Annotated in this window: 14 protein-coding genes, 1 other RNA gene and 2 pseudogenes; 9 read left to right on the forward strand and 8 right to left on the reverse strand. The window is 69.5% G+C overall.

The window, feature by feature from the left end; translation table 11 throughout:
- Position 1: 1 nt before the first annotated feature.
- Together VKG81_RS13435 and VKG81_RS13440 are read left to right on the forward strand one after the other, a co-directional pair.
- Positions 2 to 698, forward strand: a pseudogene (locus tag VKG81_RS13435) (DUF222 domain-containing protein); the annotation flags it as partial.
- Complete coding sequence (locus VKG81_RS13440) at positions 640 to 762, forward strand: hypothetical protein (RefSeq protein ID WP_324396722.1); 123 nt, start codon at positions 640 to 642, stop codon at positions 760 to 762. The pseudogene VKG81_RS13435 and the gene VKG81_RS13440, both read left to right, overlap by 59 nt.
- Positions 763 to 791: 29 nt before the next feature.
- Here VKG81_RS13440 and purU read toward each other — a convergent pair.
- The 3 genes and pseudogenes from purU to VKG81_RS13455 form a co-directional block, all read right to left on the reverse strand.
- Positions 792 to 1,722 (reverse strand): annotated as a pseudogene (gene purU, locus VKG81_RS13445) (formyltetrahydrofolate deformylase).
- A 92-nt stretch (positions 1,723 to 1,814) separates the two neighbouring features.
- Complete coding sequence (locus VKG81_RS13450; RefSeq protein ID WP_324396663.1) at positions 1,815 to 2,249, reverse strand: VOC family protein; 435 nt, start codon at positions 2,247 to 2,249, stop codon at positions 1,815 to 1,817.
- 10 nt (positions 2,250 to 2,259) lie between these two features.
- Positions 2,260 to 2,715, reverse strand: a complete 456-nt coding sequence (locus tag VKG81_RS13455; protein ID WP_324396664.1) for an AraC family transcriptional regulator — start codon at positions 2,713 to 2,715, stop codon at positions 2,260 to 2,262.
- A gap of 60 nt (positions 2,716 to 2,775) precedes the next feature.
- On the opposite strand from VKG81_RS13455, the gene rnpB reads away from it, so the two are divergent.
- Positions 2,776 to 3,174: RNase P RNA component class A (gene rnpB / locus VKG81_RS13460), an RNA gene on the forward strand.
- Positions 3,175 to 3,178: 4 nt separating this feature from the next.
- On the opposite strand, the gene VKG81_RS13465 is transcribed toward rnpB, so the two are convergent.
- From VKG81_RS13465 to VKG81_RS13480, 4 genes are all read right to left on the reverse strand, one after another.
- The gene (locus VKG81_RS13465) at positions 3,179 to 4,696 is read right to left on the reverse strand and encodes a CYTH and CHAD domain-containing protein (RefSeq protein WP_324396666.1); all 1,518 of its coding nucleotides are present in this window, start codon (positions 4,694 to 4,696) and stop codon (positions 3,179 to 3,181) included.
- A 103-nt stretch (positions 4,697 to 4,799) separates the two neighbouring features.
- Entirely contained in the window at positions 4,800 to 6,830 is a 2,031-nt protein-coding gene (locus VKG81_RS13470; protein ID WP_324396668.1) for a 5-oxoprolinase/urea amidolyase family protein, read from the reverse strand.
- Positions 6,827 to 7,447, reverse strand: coding sequence for an urea amidolyase associated protein UAAP2 (locus tag VKG81_RS13475; RefSeq protein ID WP_324396669.1), 621 nt, complete (start codon positions 7,445 to 7,447; stop codon positions 6,827 to 6,829). The genes VKG81_RS13470 and VKG81_RS13475 overlap by 4 nt, the downstream gene beginning before the upstream one ends.
- Positions 7,444 to 8,196, reverse strand: a complete 753-nt coding sequence (locus VKG81_RS13480; RefSeq protein WP_324396671.1) for a DUF1989 domain-containing protein — start codon at positions 8,194 to 8,196, stop codon at positions 7,444 to 7,446. Before VKG81_RS13480 ends, VKG81_RS13475 begins: the two co-directional genes overlap by 4 nt.
- A gap of 132 nt (positions 8,197 to 8,328) precedes the next feature.
- Between VKG81_RS13480 and VKG81_RS13485 the strand changes: the two genes are divergently transcribed.
- Positions 8,329 to 9,003: a helix-turn-helix domain-containing protein gene (locus VKG81_RS13485; protein ID WP_324396709.1), complete on the forward strand. Its 675-nt coding sequence runs from the start codon at positions 8,329 to 8,331 to the stop codon at positions 9,001 to 9,003.
- Here VKG81_RS13485 and panB read toward each other — a convergent pair.
- Positions 9,000 to 9,842: a 3-methyl-2-oxobutanoate hydroxymethyltransferase gene (gene panB / locus VKG81_RS13490; RefSeq protein WP_324396673.1), complete on the reverse strand. Its 843-nt coding sequence runs from the start codon at positions 9,840 to 9,842 to the stop codon at positions 9,000 to 9,002. The two genes, VKG81_RS13485 and panB, sit on opposite strands and share 4 nt — an antisense overlap.
- A gap of 159 nt (positions 9,843 to 10,001) precedes the next feature.
- Here panB and VKG81_RS13495 point away from each other — a divergent pair, with 159 nt between their 5' ends.
- From VKG81_RS13495 to VKG81_RS13515, 5 genes are all read left to right on the forward strand, one after another.
- Positions 10,002 to 11,393 (forward strand): wax ester/triacylglycerol synthase family O-acyltransferase, encoded by a 1,392-nt coding sequence (locus VKG81_RS13495; protein WP_324396675.1) that lies wholly within the window; start codon positions 10,002 to 10,004, stop codon positions 11,391 to 11,393.
- A gap of 87 nt (positions 11,394 to 11,480) precedes the next feature.
- The gene (locus tag VKG81_RS13500) at positions 11,481 to 13,025 is read left to right on the forward strand and encodes an alpha/beta hydrolase (RefSeq protein ID WP_414685267.1); all 1,545 of its coding nucleotides are present in this window, start codon (positions 11,481 to 11,483) and stop codon (positions 13,023 to 13,025) included.
- Between the two features lie 71 nt (positions 13,026 to 13,096).
- The gene (locus VKG81_RS13505) at positions 13,097 to 14,626 is read left to right on the forward strand and encodes an alpha/beta hydrolase (RefSeq protein ID WP_324396712.1); all 1,530 of its coding nucleotides are present in this window, start codon (positions 13,097 to 13,099) and stop codon (positions 14,624 to 14,626) included.
- A gap of 53 nt (positions 14,627 to 14,679) precedes the next feature.
- Positions 14,680 to 16,020, forward strand: coding sequence for a type I glutamate--ammonia ligase (gene glnA / locus VKG81_RS13510; RefSeq protein WP_324396676.1), 1,341 nt, complete (start codon positions 14,680 to 14,682; stop codon positions 16,018 to 16,020).
- Between the two features lie 40 nt (positions 16,021 to 16,060).
- Positions 16,061 to 19,027, forward strand: coding sequence for a bifunctional [glutamine synthetase] adenylyltransferase/[glutamine synthetase]-adenylyl-L-tyrosine phosphorylase (locus VKG81_RS13515; RefSeq protein ID WP_414685268.1), 2,967 nt, complete (start codon positions 16,061 to 16,063; stop codon positions 19,025 to 19,027).
- The last annotated feature ends 4 nt before the right edge of the window (positions 19,028 to 19,031 follow it).

Below are 19,031 nucleotides of genomic sequence, written 5' to 3' on the forward strand. Positions count from 1 at the left end.
TATGTTCGATTTCGATGTGGCGTCGATCGACCCTCAGGCCGACGAGGCGGTGCTGATCGCCCGGATCGCGGACTTGGAGCGGCTGAAATCCGCGGCCGCCGCCGGGCAGGCCAGGGCGGCGGCCGCGCTCGACGCGCGACGCAGGACAGCCGAGGCCGAAGCCGGTGTGCCGGCCGGAAAGCGCGGCAGGAGCGTGGCCGGCGAGGTCGCGCTGGCCAGGCGCGACTCGCCGGCCCGCGGGAACCGCCACCTGGGGTTCGCCAAGGCGCTGGTGTACGAGATGCCCCACACGCTGGCCGCCTTGGCGGCGGGCCTGCTGTCGGAGTGGCGGGCGACGCTGATCGTGCGGGCGTGCCTCGGTGTCGGGGACCGGCGCGCCCTGGACGCCGAACTGTGCGGCGACCCGGCGTCGCTGGAGGGCGTGGGCGACGCCCGGCTGGCCGCCGCCGCCAAGGCCATCGCGTACCGTCTCGACCCGCAGGCGGTGGGTGGACCAGGCGGCCAACGCGGAGACCGAGCGCAGGGTGACGATCCGTCCGGCGCCCGACACCATGACGTGGTTGACCGCCCTATTGCCCGTCGTCCACGGCGTCTCGGTGTATGCGGCGCTGCGCCGCGCGGCGGACATCACCCTACGTCGTGATCGAACTGCTTGCCGTGGCCCGCAAGGCCGACCTGAAGGCGCTGACCAGCTGGTGCATCTTCGCCGGCCTGGTGCTCGGTTTCGCCACCGACGCGGTGGTCACCGCCGCGGGGGCGTAGTCGTCATCTCGATCGATGCACACGCCAGGTCAGAAAACGATGGTCTGGTTGCCGTATCGGATGACACGGTCTTCGCAGTGCCACAGCACGGCCCGTGACAACACCGCGCGCTCGACATCGGCGCCCAGGCGCGCGAGGTCGTCAACGCTGTGCCGGTGGTCGACCCGTACGACGTCCTGCTCGATGATCGGTCCGTCATCGAGATCTTCGGTCACGTAATGACCGGTTGCACCAACGAGTTTGACGCCACGCTCCTTGGCCCGACGATAGGGCGCCGCACCGACGAAGGCCGGCAGGAACGAGTGGTGGATGTTGATCAGCGGGCAGCCCACCTCGTCGAGGAAATGCGGCGTCAGGATCTGCATGTAGCGGGCCAGCACCACCAGGTCGACGTTTTCGCGCAGGAGGTCAAGCTGGCGTTGTTCGGCTTCGCCCCGGATGTCCTTGCGTGCCGGGACGTGGAGGAACGGCACACCGAAGGGGCGTACCGCATCGGCCAGGTCGGGGTGGTTGGAGATCACCATCACCACCGACATGTCCAATTCACCTCGACGGTTGCGCCACAGCAGATCGAGCAGGCAGTGGTCTTCGGTCGACGCCATTGGCAACCCGTTTCGGCTTGGCGGCCTCTGTCAGCCGGAAGTCCATGCCGAAGGGCGCGGCGACCTGCTCACCGAATTCGTGCTCTAACGCATCTCGGGCGGCGGCCAACCCGGGGAGATGAAAAATGGTGCGCTGCATGAACATCCCGCCGGTTTGCTGCGTCGAATGTTGGTCAAGCGACACGATGTTGGCGCCCGCGCGGGCCAGGAAAGTGCTGACCGCCGCCACCAGCCCGGGTCGATCGGCGCACCGAAGCAACAGCCGGCCCACGTCTTTGACCGGTAATGTCCCGCGGCCGATCGGATACTCGACATCGGCAGCGGCATCATCGACACCGACATCGGTTCGGGCAGCCATCACCTCACCTCCTTCCTCCCAGGCGAAGCTTATCCAGTCGCAGCCGATTCGAGACCGGATCGGGGCTGCTCACCCGCCAGAACGACGCGGGATTACCGGCCGGCAGTCGTCAGGTCGATCGGCTGCGTGAGCCGCACGCTGTTGCCCGACGGATCGCGAAACCCCGAGTCGATGCCGTACGGCATCTGGTGGGGCGGTTCGGTGAACTCGAGCCCGCGCGCCGACAGCTCCTCGTAGGTGGCCTGGCAGTCCTCGGTGGTCAGGAACACCGTGCCGGCGAAACCCTTGGCCACCACGTCGAGCACTTGTGTGCGGGTGGCGTCGTCCATGATCGGGGGACCCGGCACGGCCATCAGCACGATGGAAACGTCGTCCTGGCCGGGTGGTCCGAGGGTCAGCCACCGGAAGTTGCCCAACTCGGGGAGCGAAACGTCTTCGCGCACTTCCATGCCGACCTTCTCGGTCCAGAACTTCAATGCAACGTCTTGGTCGTGTACCCATACCTGGGCGCTGGCGATTTTCAACATGGCCCCGACGCTACGGGCGGTCGCCGTCGCCCGTCTTCTCCCCGTGTGCTGTCTTGCCGATTCGGCTGTCGGGCGCGGGGCGGGTGTCCCGTTGCAGGATGCAGCTCGGCACCCGGGCGTAGACGGCTGCCGGCGGCATGCTCGCGCGATACGCGGCCGGCGGTTTGCCGAACACGCGGGTGAAGCTGGTGGTGAACGAGCCGACGCTCTGCAGCCCCACCATCACACAGATGTCGGCCACCGACCGGTCGGTGTAGCGCAGCAGGGCCGCCGCCCGCTCCAGCCGCCTGGACTGCAGGTAGGCGTGGGGCGATTCGCCGAACGTGCGGGTGAACATCCGGCTGAAATGTGCCCGGGACAGCCCTGCCGCGGCCGCGAGGTCGGCCACCGTGATCGGTTCGGCGTAGCGGGCGTCGACGAAGTCCTTCGCCCGGAGCAGATAGCGGGCCGCGGGAACCTGCGCCATGGCCCAAGTATCGCCTGCTCGCGGAAGACATGCCCGGGGCAGTACGTTGATACATGCGGACGAGTTGGCCGGGCGACCGCGGATCACCGCGGGGTGATACGAGGAAAGTCCGGACTTCACAGAGCAGGGTGATTGCTAACGGCAATCCGAGGTGACTCGCGGGACAGTGCCACAGAAAACAGACCGCCACCCGTGAGGGTGGTAAGGGTGAAACGGTGCGGTAAGAGCGCACCAGCATTCCGGGTGACCGGAATGGCTCGGCAAACCCCACCCGAAGCAAGGCCAAAAGGCCGTACCTGGTGCGGCTGCGCAGGCGTTCGAGGGTTGCTCGCCCGAGCCTGCGGGTAGGCCGCTTGAGGCACCCGGCGACGGTGTGCCCAGATGGATGGTCGCCGCCGCGCCGCCGTGGCTGACCGCTGCGGCGCGGGACAGAATCCGGCTTACAGGCCAACTCGCCCGCCCGCTACCGTGCCTTGCGCACCGCCTTGTCCAGCGCCTTGAGCGCGCGGCCGAGCTGTTCCCGGCTGCGGCGGGCCAGCTCGTGCTCGCGCTCGTGCAACAGGCCGTAGGTGAACGTGTCCTCCCCGGCGGCGTGCGCAACCTCGGCCTGCCGGGTCAGGTGGGTGCGGCTGACCACGCTGTCCTGATGGTCGCCGAGCAGCGACTGGATGTTCTTCGCCGCGTCGGCGATCTTTTTCTCGCCCGTCGCGGCTGCGGTGTAACGCAATTTCTTCGCGGCCTTGCGGATTCGGTGCAGGGCCTCGTCGCGGTGCTCGGCCTCGGCCTTCGCGGTGGCCTTGGCGCGCTTGCGCACCCGCCTGTACGCGGTGTCGATGGTCGCCCCGGTCGAGTGCTCCTCGCCGGGCTCGGGTCGCGGCGGTTCCGCGGCGACGAGTCCCTCGAGTGCGTCGAGCAGTCGGAAGTAACGGACGGATCGCATGGCAGCCAACGACTTTCGCAAGCCTGACCGATAGCGGCGGCGGGCGCCCTCCACCAGGCGTTCGCGCACGGGTCCGCGCACCAGCTCGCGCGGCAGCTCGTCGAGAGCGTTCTCGTAGCGCTCGGCCAGCACCTCGGCGTCGCGGGCGAGGCCCAGCACGCTGGCCAGTTGGCGCAGCTCGTCGAGGATCCATGCGTCGTCGGACAGCCCGAACGCCGCCCCCGACGCCTGTAGTAGGCTGCGAATCTTGCGGGTGGTGACCCGCATCTGGTGCACGCTGTCGTCGACGTCGTCGCGCACCGCGCGGTCCCAGACCAGCAGGTTCTCGATCTCGTCGGCCACTGCCCGGTGCACCGGATCGGTTGACCGCGCACGGGTCGCCGGCCCCGTGGCCGCGCCGTCGAGCACCCGCGCCAGCTTGGACGCGTGCCCGGCCGGTTGCGCGCCGGCGTCGCGCAGCCGGTTGGTCAGCCGTTCCAGCAGCTCGTCGTCGGCCTGCCCGTCGGCGACCGCGTCCTCAGCGAGCTCGAGTTCCCACTCGCGCCAATGCTGTTCGTCGTCGTGGCCCTGGGCCCGCGCCGCGACATGGTCGTCGGCGAACTCGGCCAGCGCCGTGCCGTCGGCGCCGTAGAGGTGGTCGACCAAGCGGTTCGTGGTGATCCGCGCGACCGGTTCCAGCGGCCGGTCGCGCACGATGGCCAGCACCACGTCGCGCAGGTCGTCGGGCACGTCGTCGCCGTCGGTCAACGGTGCGCGGACCTCGGTGCGGGCGCTGGGGCCCGCCGGCAGCTTGAGGTGCCACCCGGCGTCCGCACCGCCGGTTCGGCGCCGGAGCGTGATCCGGTGCGCGGCCAGATCGCGGCCGGGAGTGTCGAAGTACACGGCGTCAAGGGTCTGCGACGGTGACCGTTCAACCCGCGCGACGGCGGCGAGCCCGTCGAATGACGGCGAGACAGTGGACTCGTCGACCTCGAACTTCTTCTCCACCTCCAGGTGCCTGGAGGTGCTGGAACCCCGGCCCTGGTCTGGCGATTTCCCCATGGCGGACGTCATTTTCCCTTCGGATGGCTGCGCTGATTGTGAACAATGGATGGACAGGTTGCCACACGAAGATGAACAGATTCCTGGTGGCCTGCGGTGAGGGTCAGGACGCCCGCGGCTCGGCGAACTCACCGGCCATGTCCCACGCCCGGCGTTCGGCGGTGAACGCGGCCGCCTGCCGCCGCTGGAAGGCGGCGATGCTCGCCGCGCTCGACGCCAGGAACCTCCGGTAGTCGGCGAGCGAGAACCGGCCGTGGGTGATGTCCACCTGCCCGCGGCCGGCGGCCATCTCGGCGCGCAGCTCGAGCAGCTCGGCCGCGGTGACACCGAAGAAGCTGATGCGGTCGAAATACCGCAGCAGCCACGGCGTTCCGGGCTCGAACGAGCCGGCCTGGCGTGGATGCCGATGGTTCCAGACCTGGGTGGTGCGCCCGACGAGCTGGTAGCCGCCGGGGCCCTCCATCCCGTAGACGCACAGGTAGGCACCGCCGATACCGACCGCGTTCTCGGGTGTCCAGGTGCGCGCCGGGTTGTACTTCGTCGTCACCAGCCGGTGGCGCGGATCCAGGGGAGTGGCCACCGGGGCACCCAGATACACATCGCCGAGTCCGAGCACCAGGTACTGCGCGTCGAACACGGTGTCATAGACCCGCGCGACGTCGTCGAGGCCGTTGATGCGCCGGATGAACTCGATGTTCCACGGGCACCACGGCGCGTCGGCCCGCACACCGTGCATGTAGCGCTGGACGGCCTCGTGGGTCGCGGGATCGTCCCACGACAGCGGCAGCCGCACCGACCGGCTTGACACGACGAGCTCGCGCGAGGCGGGCAGTTCGCCGTCGACGCGGGCGAGCAGGTCGGTCACCTCGGCGCACGACAGCGTTTCGGGCGCAAACTGCACCTGCAGCGAACGCACGCCGGGAGTCAGCTCGAGCACACCGGGCACGGCACGGGCACGCAGATGCTCGTAGAGCACATGCACCCGCGCCCGCATCGCCAAATCCAGTGCCATCGGACCGTATTCGACGAGCACGCCGCCGTCGCCGGCGCGCCGGAACGTCACTTCGGTGCCGTCGTCGGCGGCGTAGCGGGTCAGTAAACCGTCGTCGCCGTCGCCGGAGCGCGAGATCACCAGCGGCAACGACGCGCGTCGCCGCAGATCGAGTGAGCGCAGCGACGGGGCGCGGTCGGCCCGCACCGGCACGAACCGCACCGCGTCGCCGGGGGCCATCTGGCCCAGCTTCCAGCGGTCGCCCTCGACGACGGTGACCGGGCAGACGAACCCGCCCAGGCTCGGCCCGTCCGGGCCCAGCAGGATCGGGGTGTCCCCGGTGAAGTCGAGCGCGCCGACGCAGTATGCGGTGTCGTGAATGTTCGACGGGTGCAGGCCTGCTTCGCCGCCGTCGCTGCGCGCCCAGTGCGGCTTGGGTCCTTCCAGGCGGATGCCGGTGCGGTCGGAGTTGAAGTGCACGGTGTAGTCGGTGCCGATGAGGGTGTCGAAGTCGGAGCGGGTCAGGAACTCCGGTGCCCCGTGCGGTCCTTCGGTGACCGCGACCTCCCACCGGGTGCCGATGCTGGGTTGCTCCTCCATCGACGCGCGCGAGTTGGCTGCGCCCGGGCGGTGGCCCGAATCCCCGATTGCCAGCACGTCGCCGGCGCGCAGCGCGCGGCCGTGGTGGCCGCCGAACGCCCCGAGGGTGAACGTCGCGGCACTGCCCAGACACTCGGGTTCGGTCAGTCCGCCCGCGACCAGCACGTAGCATCGCATCCCCGGGCCGTGCAACGCGCCGACGTCGAGCACCGCGCCGGGCGCGACTTCCAGCGCCTGCCACCGCGGCACCTGCGTGCCGTCGAGGGCCACCGGCGCCGGGGCACCGGTCACACAGACGAGTGCGCCGTTCGGAAAGCGCAGCGCCGGGCCGGATTTGGTGCATTCGAGGCCGGCCGCCCCTTCGGCGTTGCCGACCACGCGGTTGCCGATCCGGAACGACAGGTCGTCCATCGGTCCCGAAGGCGGCACCCCGACGTGCCAGTAGCCGATCCGGCCCGGCCAGTCCTGCACCGTGGTGAGCAGGCCCCCCCGGAGCACCTCGATCGCTGGAGCCGCTCGGCCGCCGACGGTCGGTGTCGTCATTGTCTCGACACGACCATGCGCACCGGTGTCGGGTCGAAGCCGTTGCACGGGTTGTTGATCTGCGGGCAGTTCGACACCAGCACGAGCGTGTCGATCTCGGCCCGCAGCGTCACCGACTTGCCCGGCGCCGAGAGCCCGTCGACGATCCCGAGGGTGCCGTCGGCCTCGATCGGAACGTTCATGAACCAGTTGATGTTCGAGACCAGGTCCCGCTTGCCCAGCCCCCACCTGGCGCCCTCGGCGAGGAAGTTCTCGGCACAGGCGTGCTGGTGGGCCGTGTGGTGGCCGTAGCGCAGCGTGTTGGACTCCTGCGAGCAGGCGCCGGCGATGGTGTCGTGGTTGCCGACGTCGTCGGCGACCACGCTCATCAGCGGGCTGCCGTCGGCGGCCCGCAGCACCGAACCGGTGGTCAGGAAGATGTTGCGTTGCGCCGCGATCGTGGCTTGCGCGCTGTAACGCTGCAGGTGGTCGCCGGCGGCGTAGAGCAGGCAGTCGACGGCCTGGTTGCCGTGCAGGTCGATGATCTGCAACCGCTCGCCGGCGTGCACGACCTTCGACCAGGGCGAGCACGCGGGCACAACCTCGTCGGTGATGATTTGCGTTGTCGCGGTGGTCATTCGGCGGCCCCGCGGTTCGACGCGGCGCGCCACGCCGCCTCGGTGTGCAACAGCGCTCGCAGGTATTCCGGGTCGTCGTTGAGCGGGGTCGCGAGCTCCTCGCCGGCCCGCCAGGCCAGCACGTCGAGATCGGTGAGCCGTGCGACCGGGTCCAGCGGATGCGCGGCGTTGACCACGAGCACCACCACCGGCAGGTGGATGAGCAGGTCGACTGCCGTGCCCGGGCCCGCGGTGCCGGTGAACGCCAGCCGGCCGTCGGGCTCCACCCGCACACCGGCGAAGAACGACACCGACGGCGCGACGTCACGCACGTCGAGGCCGTGTTTGAGCGCGCCGAGCACCATCAGCGCGCGCCCCTCGTTGCCGGGGCCGCACAACGTGTCGTGCCGGCCCGAGGAGTCGCCGGCCACCGTGGCCAGCACGCGGCCCTGGTCGGAGAGCAGCGGGTGGCCCGGCCCGAGGTAGGCCTGCCACGGCACCTTCATGGTGTCAGCCACGTTCAGCCTTTCCCATGGCGCCTCGGCGCGATACAGCAGCACGTGCGCGCAGGCGCCGCCGTCCGGATCGGCCAGCCGCAGCCGGCTGCCGCGGCCGAGCACCTTCGTGGTGTAGCCGTTGGCCGGCACGGATTCCGCCCAGGTCAGCCGCGACGGGTCGACGTCCGGCGGGGTGGCCGGTACCCGCATCGTCGCGTGCCCGGCCTGCGCGCGGGCGTGTGAGCGGGCGCCGGCGGTGGATGCGGTGCTCATCTCGGTCTCCTTGTCGAGTGCGACGGACCGATGGTTCCAGGGCTGTAACGACTGGGTTGAGTCCATTTCTATCACATGATAGAAATCATGGCATTTCGGCTGGCCCGCCGCTACCGGGTGCAACAATGTGGCATGCGCACCGACGGGCGGGGGAGGCCCAGGCTGGAGCAGTCCCGGCGGCCCGGGAAGACGGCGCGCGACGAGATCCTCGACGCTGCCGCCGAGCTGTTCAGCAGCCTTGGCTACGCGGGCACGTCGACGCGGCGGATAGCGGACGCGGTCGGCATGCGCCAGGCGTCGCTGTACCACCATTTCGCCACCAAGGACGACATCCTCGATGCGCTGTTGGCGGGCACGGTCGACGACGCGCTGCGGCTGGCCGCCGATTTGCTCGCCGAGTCGGGCCCCTATGCGCCGCGGCTGCACGCGCTGGTGGTCGGGGACGCGACCCAGCTGTGCGCCGGCCCGTGGAACCTCGGCGCGCTGTATCTGCTGCCCGAGCTGCGTGTCGAGCGGTTCGAGATGTTCCGGTTGCGCCGCGAGGAACTGCGCCGGCTTTACCGGCAGCTGTCGGCCGGGGTGATCGCCCAGAGCGGCGGACCGGCCGAAGCCGACGACCTGCCGTTCCGGCTGGTCGAGTCCATCATCAACCGCCGCTCCGACGACGGCGGCTGCGCGCCCGATCAGCCGTGGGTGATCGCCGACGGAGCGTTGCGGGTGCTGGGCTGGTCCGGGGACTTCGCGCGGGTGCGCAGGTCAACCGCCGAGCGGTTGGGGGCGGCCCCGGTCGGTCCGGTCGCCGGCTAGAAGCTGTGCTCGTCGGCGGGGAACACGCCGCTGGCCACCTCGTCGGCATATTGCGTTGCAGCGCGGCGCAATTCGCCTGCCACATCACCGAAGCGCTTGACGAAACGCGCGGTCTTGCCGCCGGTGAGCCCAGCCATGTCCTGCCACACCAGCACCTGCGCGTCGCAGTTGGGCCCCGCGCCGATCCCGACGGTCGGGATCGTCAGCTTGCCGGTGATCTGGGTGGCCAGTTCGGCGGGCACCATCTCCATCACGACCGCGAACGCGCCGGCCTCGGCGACCGCGATCGCGTCGGCGATGGTCTGCTCGGCGGCGTCGCCGCGGCCCTGCACCCGGAAGCCGCCGAGAGTGTTCACGCTCTGCGGGGTGAAGCCGATGTGTGCCATGACCGGGATGCCGGCGGAGGTCAGCGCGGCGATCTGCGCGGCGACACGCTCGCCGCCCTCGAGCTTGACCGCGTGCGCGCCGGTCTCCTTCAGGAACCGCGTCGCGGTGGCCAGCGCCTGTGCGGGCCCGGCCTCGTAACTACCGAACGGCAGGTCGGCGACCACCAGCGCGTGCGGTGCGCCGCGCACGACGCCGCGCACCAGCGGGATCAGCTCGTCGATCGAGATCGGCACGGTGGTGTCGTAGCCGTACACCACGTTCGCGGCCGAATCACCGACCAGCAGAACTGGAATTCCGGCGTCGTCGAAGACCTTCGCCGTCGAGTAGTCGTAGACCGTGAGCATCGCCCACTTGTGGCCCTCGGCTTTCATCCTCTGCAGGTGATGCGTGCGGATCTTGGTGCGCGGTTTGTCCGCAGCGGTTGCAGCGCCGTAGACACTCTGCTCAGACATCGTTGTCCCTCGTGGGTCGTCGGGTCGATCCTCGTGGCCCATTGCGGGTCCCCGGGCTCGTCTGACGGGTTCAGTCTGCCATCCCCGGACAAGAGAATGAACGCGCGGTTGAAGTGGACTTCCTCACAGTGTCCGGTTGGCGGACCTACGATCGGCCACATGCAACGGCTCAGCGGACTCGACGCCAGCTTCCTGTACCTCGAAACGGCCAAGCAGCCGCTGCACGTGTGCTCGATTCTGGAGCTCGACACCTCGACGATGCCGGGCGGGTACACCTTCGACCGCTTCAAAGACGAACTGTCGTTGCGCATCAAGGGAATGCCGACGTTCCGCGAGAAGCTCGCCGACAGCCCGTTCAACCTCGACCATCCGGTGTGGGTGGACGACAACGACTTCGACGTCGACCGGCACCTGCACCGCATCGGACTGCCCGCGCCGGGCGGACGCCGGGAGCTGAGCGAGATCTGCGGGCACATCGCGTCGCTTCAGCTCGACCGCAGTCGACCGCTGTGGGAGGCGTGGGTGATCGAGGGCGTCGATGGCACCGACGCCGGCAAGGGCGGCCGGCTGGCCGTGATGACCAAGGTGCACCACGCCGGCGTCGACGGGGTCAGCGGCGCCAACCTGATGTCGGTGCTGTGCGGCACCGAGCCCGACGCCCCGCCCCCGGACCCGGTCGAGGGCGTCGGCGGCGTGAATCCGATCGAACTCGCCGCGACCGGCCTGCTGCGGTTCGCCACCCGGCCTCTGCACCTGGCCAACGTGCTGCCGGCCACCGTGGCAAGCGTGGTGGAGACCGTGCGCCGGGCCCGCACCGGTCAGGCAATGACACGCCCGTTCAAGGCGCCCCCGACGGCGTTCAACGACGCGGTCACCGGCCACCGCAACGTCGCGTACACGCAGCTGGATCTCGAAGACATCAAAACGGCCAAGAACCGGTTCGGCGTCAAGGTCAACGACGTGGTGATGGCGCTGTGCGCGGGCGTGTTGCGCCAGTTCCTGCTCGACCGCGGTGAGCTGCCCGAGGAGCCGCTCGTGGCGATGGTGCCGGTGTCGGTGCGCGAGCAGTCCGACCGGGCGGGCCGCAACCAGGTGTCGGGCATGTTCTCCCGGCTGGAAACCCACATCGCCGACCCCGCCGACCGGCTCAGATCCATAGCCGACGCGAATTCCGTTGCCAAGGAGCACAGTTCCGCGATCGCGGCGACGCTGCTGCAGGACTGGTCCCAGTTCGCCGCGCCGGCGGTGTTCGGCATCGCGATGCGGGTCTACTCGAACACCCGGCTGACGGGCAGCCGGCCCGTGCACAACGTGGTGATCTCGAACGTGCCCGGGCCGCAGCGGCCGCTGTATCTCCTGGGCTCCGAGGTCAAGGCGATGTATCCGCTCGGCCCGATCTTTCATGGTTGTGGCCTCAACATCACTGTGATGTCGCTGAACGGCAAGCTCGACGTCGGGCTCATCTCGTGCCCGGAGTTGCTGCCCGACCTGTGGGATCTCGCCGACGACTTCGCCTCCGGGCTCGACGAATTGCTGTTGGCCGAGCCCTGAGGAAAACCTGGGCCGCCGCGGCACCCGCTCGCGCGGTGACCGGCTGCAACGGCGGCTCTCAGCGCGGCCATGGCAGCATGTGGTGCCATGAGCCGAAATCGCCGCCTGCCCGTCGTCGTCCGCAAGGCGATGACTTGGACGGTCGTCGTTGCCACCGTCGCGGGCGCGACCAGCTGCGGCAGGTTGGTGGACGGGCGCGCGTTGATGGCACAGCCCAAGGTCGGCGCGCCGATCCAGTGGGGCCCGTGCAGGGTGACACCGTCCGACGACACGGTCAAGCTCCCGTCGGGCGCGCAGTGCGGCAAACTGGCCGTGCCGGTCGACTACGCCAGACCCGACGGCGACACCGCCACGATGGCGCTGATCCGGTTCCCCGCGACCGGGGCCAAGATCGGCTCGCTGGTCATCAACCCCGGCGGCCCGGGGGAATCGGGCGTGCAGGCCGCCGCGTCGATGGCCGATACGCTGCCGCCGCAGGTCCGCGACCGGTTCGATCTCGTCGGGTTCGACCCGCGCGGCGTAGCCAATTCGTCGCCGGCGGTGTGGTGCAACTCCGACGCCGACAACGACAGGCTGCGCGCCGATCCCGAGGTCGATTACTCGCCGGCCGGCGTCGCACATATCGAGCAGCTGACCAAGGAGTTCGTGCAGCGCTGCCTCAACAAGATGGGCAACCAGTTCCTCGAAAACGTCGGCACCGTCAGTGTCGTGAAGGATCTGGATGTGCTGCGCACCGCGCTGGGCGACCCCAAGCTGACATACCTGGGCTACTCGTACGGCACCCGGATCGGCTCCGCCTACGCCGAGGCCTACCCCCAGAACGTGCGCGCGATGGTGCTCGACGGGGCCGTCGATCCCAACGCCGACCCCATCGAGGCCAACATCCAGCAGGCCGCGGCGTTCCAGAAGGCGTTCAACGACTACGCGGCCGACTGCGCGAAGTCGCCGGACTGCCCGCTGGGCACCGATCCCACCAAAGCGGTCGACGTCTACAAGAGCCTCGTCGACCCGCTGGTTCAGAAACCCGCGAAAACCATCGACCCGCGCGGTTTGTCGTACAGCGACGCGATCGTCGCGACGATCCTGCCCCTGTACTCGCCCGGGCTGTGGCGCCACCTGACCGACGGCCTCAACGAACTCAGGGCCGGCCACGGCGACACGATGCTGGCGCTGGCGGACGTGTACATGGGCCGTGACGCCAAGGGCCACTACACGAACTCCACCGACGTGCGCGTCGCGGTCAACTGCGTGGACCAGCCGCCGGTCACCGACCGTGCCAAGGCGATCGAGCAGGACCGGCGCAGCCGCGAGGTCGCACCGTTCATGAGCTACGGCGACTTCACCGGAGACGCCCCCCTGGATACCTGCGCGTTCTGGCCGGTGCCACCGACCAGCACGCCGCACCAGATCTCGGCGCACGGGCTGCCGCCGGTCTTGGTGATCTCCACGACGCATGACCCCGCCACGCCGTACCAGTCGGGTGTGGACCTGGCCAAGCAACTCGGCGGTGCCCTGCTGACCTTCGACGGCACTCAGCACACCGTCGCGTTCCAGGGCAACACCTGCGTCGACGCTATCGTCACGCGGTATCTGATCGACCTGGCGCTGCCGGGTCCGGATGCGCGATGCTGAGTTACGAGATCGATGCCAGCTGGATAACGGTTCGCATCCGGCTTGAGGGCGCCACGGTGGCGCATGCGAACATGTTCGGCATGTGGCGTATGAGACCTCTGTTCTCGACGCTGCTCATTTTCGGGGTGGCCTTCTGCGTAGTCCTGCCGACAGCAGTCGCGGCACCAGACACAGGGATCACGCAATCCACTGTGCCGCAACCGAACTGGGGCAGCTGCCAGCCTTGGCTGGGGGACACCGGTGACATCCCGGCGGCGCGCTGCGCGACGGTGTCGGTGCCGGTCGACTACCGCAGTCCCGGCGGTGCCCAGGAGCAGCTGGCCGTCATCCGGGTGCCCGCGACCGGCGAGCGCACCGGTGTGCTGATGTTCAACCCGGGCGGGCCCGGCGCATCGGCGGTCGACAGCGTCGCGGGGATGGCCGCGGGGTTGCGCGACACCGACATCGCCCGCCACTTCGACCTCGTGGGCTTCGACCCGCGCGGGGTCGGGCATTCGACGCCGGTGTTGCGCTGCCGGACCGACGCCGAGTTCGACGCGTACCGGCGCGAGCCGCTGGCCGATTACAGCCCTGCCGGCGTCGCGCACGTCGAGGGCATCTACAAGCAGCTGGCCGCGCAGTGCCTCGACCGCAACGGGGTGCCCGCGCTGGCGAACATCGGCACCGCGAACGCGGCCCGCGACATGGACGTCGTGCGGCAGGCGCTGGGCGAGGACCAGATCAACTATCTCGGCTTCTCCTACGGCACCGAACTGGGCACCGCATACGCGCAGGCGTTCCCGCAGAACATCCGCGCGGTGGTGCTCGACGGCGCGGTGGACCCGACGGAGGGCGCGATCGAGGAGAACGTCCGCCAGATGGCGGCATTCCAGAGCGCATTCGACGACTACGCCCGCGACTGCGCCCAGTACGACGGCTGCCCGCTGGGCAACGACCCGACCAAGGCCGTCGACCGCTATCACGAACTGGTGGATCCGCTGGTGGCCAAGCCGGGACCGACGTCGGATCCGCGCGGGCTGTCGTATCAGGACGCGATCACCGGCACCGTCGACGCGCTCTACTCGCCGCAGTACTGGAAGCTGCTGACCAGCGGCCTGCTCGGGCTTGCACGCCACACCGACGCCGGTGATCTGCTGCTGCTCGCCGACGACTATTGGGGCCGAAACCAAGCCGGCCACTACAGCAATCTGCAGGACGCCTTCACCGCCGTGCGCTGCGTCGACACGCTGACGCCGACGGACTCGGCGGCATGGGTCGACGCCGACCGCCGCATGCGCGACGTGGCGCCGTTCATGAGCTACGGCCAGTTCACCGGGTTCGCGCCCCGCGACGTGTGCGCGTTCTGGCCGGTGCCGCCGACGACCACGCCGCACGAGGCGACGCCCCCGGGACCGGGCAAGGTGCTCGTCGTGTCGACCACGCACGACCCGGCCACCCCATACCAGGCGGGCGTCGACCTGGCCCGCCAGCTCGGTGCGCCGCTGATCAGTTTCGAGGGCACTCAGCACACCGTCGTGTTCAACGGCGTGCAGTGCGTCGACACCCCGGTGGTCAACTACCTGCTGAACCTGACGCCACCGCCGGACAATCTGCGGTGTTAGACCGCAGCAACCCTGTAACGCAGAATTAACAGCCGGTGCATACTCTCGCGGTCATGGACCGTCAGAAGGAGTTCGTACTCCGCACGCTGGAGGAACGGGACATCCGATTCGTCCGGCTGTGGTTCACCGATGTGCTCGGTTTCCTGAAGTCGGTGGCAATCGCGCCGGCCGAGTTGGAGGGGGCGTTCGAGGAGGGCATCGGTTTCGACGGGTCGTCGATCGAGGGCTTCGCCCGCGTCTCCGAATCCGACACCGTCGCCCGCCCGGACCCGTCGACGTTCCAGGTGCTGCCGTGGACGACGAGCAGCGGCAAACATCACTCGGCCCGCATGTTCTGCGACATCACGATGCCCGACGGCTCGCCGTCGTGGGCGGACTCGCGGCACGTGCTGCGCCGGCAGTTGGCCAGGGCCAGCGACCTCGGCTTCTCGTGCTACGTGCACCCCGAGATCGAGTTCTTCCTGCTGCACGCGGGCCCCGACGACGGCTCGGTGCCGGTCCCGACGGACAGCGGCGGCTACTTCGACCAGGCCGTGCACGACGCCGCGCCGAACTTCCGCAGGCACGCCATCGACGCGCTGGAGCAGATGGGCATCTCGGTGGAGTTCAGCCACCACGAGGGCGCGCCGGGACAGCAGGAGATCGACCTGCGTTACGCCGACGCGCTGTCGATGGCCGACAACGTGATGACGTTCCGATACGTTGTCAAGGAAGTCGCGCTCGGCGAAGGCGTGCGGGCGTCGTTCATGCCCAAGCCGTTCACCGAGTACCCGGGTTCGGCGATGCACACCCACATGAGCCTGTTCGAGGGCGAGGTCAACGCGTTCCACAGCGCCGACGACCCGTTGCAGCTGTCGGATATCGGCAAGTCTTTCATCGCAGGCATTCTCGAGCACGCATCGGAGATCAGCGCGGTCACCAACCAGTGGGTGAACTCCTACAAGCGGCTGGTGCAGGGCGGCGAGGCGCCGACCGCCGCGTCGTGGGGCGCGGCCAACCGGTCCGCGCTGGTGCGCGTGCCGATGTACAGCCCGCGCAAGACGTCGTCGCGCCGGATCGAGGTACGCAGCCCGGACTCCGCGTGCAACCCCTACCTGACCTTCGCGGTGCTGCTCGCCGCCGGGCTGCGCGGCGTGGAGAAGGGCTACAGCCTGGGCCCGCAGGCCGAGGACAATGTGTGGGGCCTGACCCCGGAAGAGCGCACCGCGATGGGCTACCGTGAGCTGCCATCCAGCCTCGGCATCGCGCTTGCCGCGATGGAGAATTCGGAGCTGGTCGCGGAAGCGTTGGGCGAGCACGTGTTTGACTTTTTCTTGCGTAACAAGCGCGCCGAGTGGGAGAACTACCGCCGCAACGTCACCCCGTTCGAGCTGAAGACGTACCTGTCCCTGTAGCGGCTTCGCCGCGCCGGGCGGGTGCGTTACCGTCGTGGGCGTGGCCAAACCCGCGACGCAACGCCCACGGTTACCCAGCCCTGGCAGGCTCGGGCTGATCGAAGCGCCCGCGCGCGCTGACCTGGAGCAGCTGGGCTGGACCACCGACGACTATGTGGAGTTGCTGTGGTCGCTGTCGCGGGCACCCGACGCCGACGCCGCCCTGCGGGCGATGGTGCGGCTGGCCGAGGCCGTCGGCAGCGAGTGGGAACAGCTCAACTCCGCGCTGCTCAAGGACCGGTCGCTGCGGGGCCGGCTGTTCTCGGTGCTCGGCTCGTCGCTGGCCCTGGGCGATCACTTGGTGGCCAACCCGCAGTCCTGGCATTTGCTGCTGGGCCGGATCTCGCTGGCGACGGCCGCGGAGCTGCGCCGGGAATTCCTGGCGGTGGTCGCGGCAACACCAAGCGCCGCACTGACGTCCGCGCTGCGCAAGCGCTACCGCGACCACCTGCTGTTGCTGGCCGCGCTCGACCTGGCCCCGACCGTCGAGAACGAACAGGTGCTGCCGTTCGCGACGATCGGCGCGCATCTGTCCGACCTCGCCGACGCCGCGCTCGCCGCCGCGCTCGAGGTGGCGATGGCCTCGGTGTGCGGGGACGGGCCGCGGCCGCGGCTTGCGGTCATCGCGATGGGCAAAAGCGGTGCGCGGGAACTGAACTACGTCAGCGATGTCGACGTGATCTTCGTCGCGGGGGAAGCCCCCGATACCAACCTGTCGGTCGCGACCCGGGTGGCTGGGGAGATGATGCGGCTGGCGTCGGAGGCCTTCTTCGAGGTGGACGCCGCGCTGCGGCCCGAGGGCAAGCACGGCGCGCTGGTGCGCACGCTGGAGTCCCACATCGCCTACTACCGGCGCTGGGCCAAGACATGGGAGTTCCAGGCGCTGTTGAAGGCGCGACCCGCTGTCGGGGATGCGGGGCTGGGCGAGCAGTACATGGCGGCGCTGATGCCGATGGTGTGGACGGCCAGCCAGCGCGAGGACTTCGTGCCCGAGGTCCAGGCGATGCGCCGCCGTGTCGAGGACCTGCTGCCCGCCGACGTCCGGGATCGTGAGATCAAGCTGGGCACCGGCGGATTGCGCGACGTCGAGTTCGCGGTGCAACTGCTGCAACTTGTGCACGGGCGCAACGACGAGACGCTGCATGTGTCGTCCACGGTCGACGCGCTCGCCGCGCTGGGTGCCGGCGGCTACGTCGGCCGTGACGACGCGGCCAACCTGACCGCGTCGTACGAATTCCTGCGGCTGCTGGAGCACCGGCTGCAGCTGCAGCGGCTCAAGCGCACCCACATGCTGCCCAGGCCCGACGACGACGAGGGGCTGCGGTGGCTCGCGCGCGCCGCACACATCCGGCCCGACGGGCAGCACGACGCGCTCGGCATGCTGCGCGAGGAGCTCAAGCGGCAGAACGGGCGGGTGCTGCGCCTGCACGCCAAGCTCTTCTACCAGCCGCTGCTGGAGTCTCAGGGCATCGGCTTGTCGCGCCGGATGAGTGCCGCGGCCGCCGAACGGCAGATCGCGGCGCTGGGCTATCAGGCGCCGCAGAACGCGCTGACGCACCTGGCGGCGTTGACCGCGCAGCGCGGCCGTCGAGGCCGGGTCCAGGAGGTCCTGCTGCCCACTCTGCTGGACTGGCTGTCGGACACACCGGACCCCGATGGCGGGTTGCTTGCCTACCGGCGCCTGTCTGAGGCGCTGTCCGACCAGCGCTGGTATCTGTCCACGCTGCGCGACGAGGGTGCGGTGGCCAAGCGGCTGATGCACGTGCTCGGGACGTCGGGGTACGTGCCCGAGCTGATCATGTGGGCGCCCGAAGTGATCCAGTCTTACGCAGACGGGCCCAACGGGCCCAAGCTGCTCGACGCGCGGCCCGAGGCGGTGGCGCGATCGCTGCTCAGCGCCGCCGCGCGGCACGACAACCCGTTCCGTGCGATCGCGGCCGCCCGTAGTCTGCGGCGCCGCGAGCTGGCCCGCATCGCGTCGGCTGACCTGCTCGGGTTGCTCGACGTGACCCAGGTGACCAATGCGCTGACGTCGATCTGGGTGGCGGTGCTGCAGGCCGCACTGCATGCGGTGATCCGGTTCAACACACCCGCGGGCGGCAGGGCTCCTGCGCGCATCGCGGTGATCGGGATGGGCCGCCTCGGCGGTGGCGAACTGGGCTACGGCTCCGACGCGGACGTGATGTTCGTCTGCGAACCCGATGAGGGCACCGACGATCCGGCGGCGGTGCGCTGGTCGATGACCGTCGCTGAGCAGGTGCGGGCGCTGCTGGTCACGCCGAACGCCGACCCGCCGCTGGACGTCGACACCAACTTGCGGCCGGAGGGACGCAGCGGGCCGCTGGTGCGCTCGTTGGCGTCGTATGCGGCCTATTACGCGCAATGGGCCCACCCGTGGGAGATTCAGGCGCTGCTGCGGGCCCACTGCGTCGCTGGCGACCACGACCTGGGCAGGCGCTTCCTGCTGATGGCCGACAAGACCCGGTATCCGCCCGGCGGTGTGTCGCCCGAGGCGGTGCAGGAGATCCGGCGGATCAAGGCGCGAGTGGACGCCGAGCGGTTGCCCCGCGGCGCCGACCCGAACACTCACACCAAGTTGGGTCGCGGCGGTTTGGCGGACGTGGAGTGGACCGTGCAGCTTCTGCAGTTGCGCCACGCCCACCGGGTGCCTGCGCTGCACAACACGTCGACGCTGCAGACGCTGGACGCGATTTCAGCGGCGGAGCTGATCGCGCAGGACGATGCCGATCTGTTGCGGGAGGCGTGGCTCACTGCGACGCGGGCGCGCAACGGGTTGGTGCTGGTGCGCGGCAAGCCGACCGATCAGCTGCCGGGGCCGGGACGGCAGCTCAATGCGGTGGCCGTCGCAGCGGGCTGGCCGAACAACGACGGCGGGGCTTTCCTTGACAACTACCTTCGGGTGACTCGGCGGGCGAAAGTCGTGGTGCGCAAGGTCTTCGGTACCTGAGGCC

The organism is Mycobacterium sp. (genome assembly GCF_035314905.1).
Lineage (GTDB): Bacteria > Actinomycetota > Actinomycetes > Mycobacteriales > Mycobacteriaceae > Mycobacterium.